General features: G+C 64.2%; 5 protein-coding genes and 1 pseudogene. 2 read left to right on the top strand and 4 right to left on the bottom strand.

The genetic code is table 11. From position 1 onward, the window contains the following. The coding region (locus ACFC3J_RS22370; RefSeq protein ID WP_375198133.1) for a phosphotransferase at positions 1–902 on the top strand (902 nt) is incomplete at its 5' end. Between the two features lie 15 nt (positions 903–917). Here the strand turns inward: ACFC3J_RS22370 and ACFC3J_RS22365 are convergent. From ACFC3J_RS22365 to ACFC3J_RS22355, 3 genes are read right to left on the bottom strand one after another with little or no spacing between them, the layout of a single operon-like run. After that, on the bottom strand, positions 918–1,745 hold the full coding sequence (locus ACFC3J_RS22365; protein WP_279729346.1) for an SDR family NAD(P)-dependent oxidoreductase: 828 nt from the start codon (positions 1,743–1,745) through the stop codon (positions 918–920). Positions 1,746–1,803: 58 nt separating this feature from the next. After that, a complete protein-coding gene (locus ACFC3J_RS22360; protein ID WP_279729347.1) occupies positions 1,804–2,184 on the bottom strand; it encodes a VOC family protein in 381 nt (126 codons plus the stop codon). Positions 2,185–2,200: 16 nt separating this feature from the next. Beyond that, positions 2,201–3,013 (bottom strand): SDR family NAD(P)-dependent oxidoreductase, encoded by an 813-nt coding sequence (locus ACFC3J_RS22355; protein ID WP_279729349.1) that lies wholly within the window; start codon positions 3,011–3,013, stop codon positions 2,201–2,203. A 159-nt stretch (positions 3,014–3,172) separates the two neighbouring features. Here ACFC3J_RS22355 and ACFC3J_RS22350 point away from each other — a divergent pair, with 159 nt between their 5' ends. Further along, complete coding sequence (locus ACFC3J_RS22350) at positions 3,173–3,805, top strand: glutathione S-transferase family protein (RefSeq protein WP_279729351.1); 633 nt, start codon at positions 3,173–3,175, stop codon at positions 3,803–3,805. 4 nt (positions 3,806–3,809) lie between these two features. On the opposite strand, the pseudogene ACFC3J_RS22345 reads toward ACFC3J_RS22350, so the two are convergent. After that, positions 3,810–4,091, bottom strand: a pseudogene (locus ACFC3J_RS22345) (hypothetical protein); the annotation flags it as partial.

The raw sequence follows: 4,091 nt of genomic DNA, 5'->3' as shown, positions 1-4,091 counted from the left end.
ACCTGCCCAACCGCCTGGTGCTCAAGCTGACCCGGGCGGTCGATGAGATCATGGCCCCCTTCTACGCCAATGAAGTGGCCTTCTACCGGAGTATCCGGCCGGAACTCGCGATCGAGGCGCCGCGCTGTTTCGGTGGCGACTTCAATGCCTCCACCACGCATTTCGGGCTGTTGCTCGAAGATCTGGGCGTGCGGGGCGCGACCTTCCCCAATACGACCATGCGGACCGGGCCGGACGATGTGCGGGCCTTGCTGGATCAGCTGGCCCGGCTGCACGCGCGCTTCTGGGAGTCGCCCCGCTTCGGCGCGGATCTTGCCTGGGTCGAAACCCATGTCGAAGGCGCGGTCGCAACGATGATGAACGAACTCGCGCCCGCCTATATCGCGCATGAGGTCGAGACCGAAAATTTCAAACGGGAAATGGTGCAGCGGCTCCGCACCACGCCGGACAAACTGCTTGCGGGGGTGCAAGCGGTTCAGCGACATCAGTCAACCCTGCCCCAGACGCTGTTGCATGGCGACACGCATCTCGGCAACAGCTACCGCCTGCCCGACGGAACGGCAGGCCTGCTCGACTGGCAGCTCATGGTGCGCGGTTACGCGATGCACGACATCAACTATATCGTGACCACCGGCCTTTCCATTGCGGACCGGCGGACGCATGAGCGCGATCTTCTGGGCTATTATCTGGATCGCCTGGAGCGGGAAGGCGTCGCACGCCCTCCTGCCTTCGACGATGCCTGGGCCGAATATCGGCGAACCCTGATATGGGGCGTCTATATCGGCTGGCTGACGACCCCTGTCGTCAATTATGGCTGGGAGATCAACGTCATGAACCATCTGCGGCTGACCACCGCCTATGAGGATCTCGAAACCGCGAGGCTCGTCGACGCGCTGTTTTGACGGCGCGCTGACCGACTATAACTGATTGCTCCCCGATGCGGCGAACAGCCGCTGGAAATCGACCATCGTGGGCTGATGCGCGGTAAAACCGCCGTCCACCGGGATCATCGCGCCGTTGATGAAGCGAGACTCGTCCGACGCCAGGAAGGCGACGACATGGGCAATGTCGCGCGGGCTGCCCAGCTCCGGGTTGAGATGATGGTCGAGCAGTACATCCTTGACCGCTTGCGGCGTTGTTTCGACGGCCGTCTCGCTGAGGACGAAGCCGATGGCGATGACATTGGAGCGGATGCCCTGTTTGCCATATTGGGTCGCAAGGAAGCGGCTGAGGTTGATGAGCGCCGCCTTGGACGCGCCATAGGCCGTCAGCGTCATTTCCCCCAGCAGGCCGAAACCGGACGCGGAATGAATGAGCGACCCGCCGCCCCCGGCGATCATAACCGGCAGCGCATGTTTGCACAGCAGCATCGGCCCTCGCGCATTGACAGCAAAGGCCTTGTCCCAGGCGCCGGTGTCGAGATGGACGACATCGCGATCGAGCCCGCGCTGCTCGGTCGTCTGATAGGCGGCATTATTGTGGAGGATGTCGATCCGCCCGTGCCGGCCGGCGATCCGCGCAACCGCAGCGGAAACGCTGTCCTCGTCGGTCAGGTCGAACGTCTCCGCTTCGGCACGGAGATTCTTGCCGCGCAGCGAATCCGCCGCCGCCTCCACCCGATCCGCCAATATGTCGGAAAGGATCACGGTCGCCCCCCTCTCGGCCAGCACGGTCGCCACCTCCAGGCCGATGCCCTGCGCCGCGCCCGTCACGATCGCTACGCGACCGTCCAATGATCCCACCATTTCGCCTCCTTCTATCCACGTGACAAACGCTGAGCGCCAACCGGCGATACCTAACCGCCTAGGGCGGATCGAAACAATAGGCGCAGATCTTGTTGCCGTCGGGGTCCAGCAGATAGGCGCCATAGGCGTGGGGCACGGCGCCGCGGGGCCCCGGCGGCCCGGCATCCTCGCCGCCCGCAGCCAGACCCGCGCGATGAAAATCATCGACCGCGCGGCGATCCGGCGCCTTCAATCCCAAGGTCGCACCATTGCCGTATGTCGCCGGGCCCTGAAGCGGGTGCAGGATCAGCAATTCGGGCACCCGTCGCCCATAGCCGACGCCCTGATCCAGAAACGGACCGAGATTGACGATCCCCAGCGGCGCAAGCACCGCTTCGTAGAAACGGGCGGACCTTTCCAGGTCGTTGCTGCCAAGGCAGACATGCGTGAAGATGCCCATCGCGCCCTCTATCCGCTCACTGTGCCCGGCTCATGCCTTCCAGCATATCGGCGACATAGGGCGTATGATGAACGATCCCGCCATCCACGCCGATCACCTGCCCGGTTATGAAGGCCGCGCCATCCGACGCCAGAAACAGCACCGCACCGGCAATATCCTCCGGCACACTCTCGCGCGGGAGCAGGACATGCCGCTGGATCATGGCGATCTGATCAGGGGTCATCATGTCCCGGGCAAGCGGGGAGAGCACGAGGCCCGGCGCGACCGCGTTGACACGGATGTTGAACCGGCCGAACTGCACCGCCGCATTGCGGGTCAGCGCGTTCACGGCCGCCTTGGACGCGGAATAGGACGGATTGTTGATGTCGCCAGTCAGCGCCACCCCGGTCGAGGTGTTGATGATGGAGCCGCCGCCGCCCGCAATCATGTGCGGCGCGACCGCCTTGATCATCAGCATCGTGCCCCGCGCATTGACATGAAAGGCGCGATCCCAGATCGCGGCGTCGAGATCGAGAAGCGAGCCATCGGCGGCCATCTGCTCCAGCCGCGTGTCGGCCGCATTGTTGTGGAGGATGTCGATGCGCTGATGCTGCCGCATCACATCTGCGACCAGCGCCGTGATGCTGTCCTCCTGCGCGAGGTCGAGCGCCATCCCCTGCGCCCGCCCGCCCGACGCCTGAATAGACCGGGCGACGGCTTCTGCCCGTTCAGCCGCAATATCCGCCAGGATCACCGTCGCACCGGCCTTTGCCAGAGCCCTTGCGCAGGCCTCCCCGATATTGGCCCCCGATCCGGTGACGATAGCGACCCGTCCCGATAAATCCGTCATGGGCATCTTCTCTCCTGTCTGTCATGGGCGCGGCACCGTCGGGCTTCCGCCGTGGCGGGACGCTGCCACGGCAGGCGTCCGGCGATACCTAGACAAAGATAGGTTTGGCGGAATTGATAAGCAGCACATCTATGGCGCTCCTCAAGCGGAGAGCCCTTCATGAGCGTCACCATCTTTCAACTCGACCGGTCCCGCTCTGAACGGGCGGTCTGGCTGATGGAGGAAGTGGAGTGTCCCTACGACATTCGCTTCTTTGCGCGGCTGGAAACGCTCGCGGCGGAGCCGGCCTACAAGGCTTTGCATCCGCTGGGTTCTTCGCCAGTGATCGAGGCCGACGGACAACGCATCGCCGAAAGCGGGGCGGTCATGGACTATCTCGCCACGACGCAGGGGAACGGTGCGCTCCGCGCCAATCCCGGCGACCCGGACTATGCCGATTATCTTTTCTGGTTCCATTTCGCCGAATCCTCCCTGATGCCCGCGCTGGTGACGGAGATCATGGCCGAACGGGCAGGCATCGCGCAGGATCATCCCTCCCGCGCCGCAGGTCGGGCTCATTCAGCGCGCCTGTTGAAACTTGTCGACGACCGGTTGACGCATGCCCCCTATATGGCGGGCGACCGGTTCACGGCGGCCGACATCATGATGACCTTTCCCTTCACCACCACGCGATTGTTCATGTCCGTCGACGTGGAAGGACATAAGAACATCGCGGACTATGTCGGGCGGATGACGGCGCGTGCGGCCTATTGCCGGATGCGCGCCATTGTCGACCATCCGCCGATCACCTGACGGATCAGCGCATCGCCAGCTTTTCCGCGCCGCCCGTGCGTACCCGGTCGCCCATATGCGCGCGGGCGCGCTCCTCCTCCGCCAGACCGACGGCGGTCGGATGCTGAACATCGTCCTTGGTAAGGCGGGGTGTCGCACGATCCCATTGAGTGATGCGTATCCCATCAGGCTGGAGCAGGCCGCTGGTCGCCAGCAGGGTGTCGGCGCCTCGCCACGCTTCCAGGGCCGCCGCCGGATCGTTGATCCTGTAGATCGCGACATAGCGATGGTCGGGCGTCATCGGGAT

Source organism: Sphingobium sp., assembly GCF_041987595.1.
Classification (GTDB): Bacteria; Pseudomonadota; Alphaproteobacteria; order Sphingomonadales; family Sphingomonadaceae; genus Sphingobium.
This window is presented reverse-complemented; position numbering and strand designations above follow the sequence as displayed.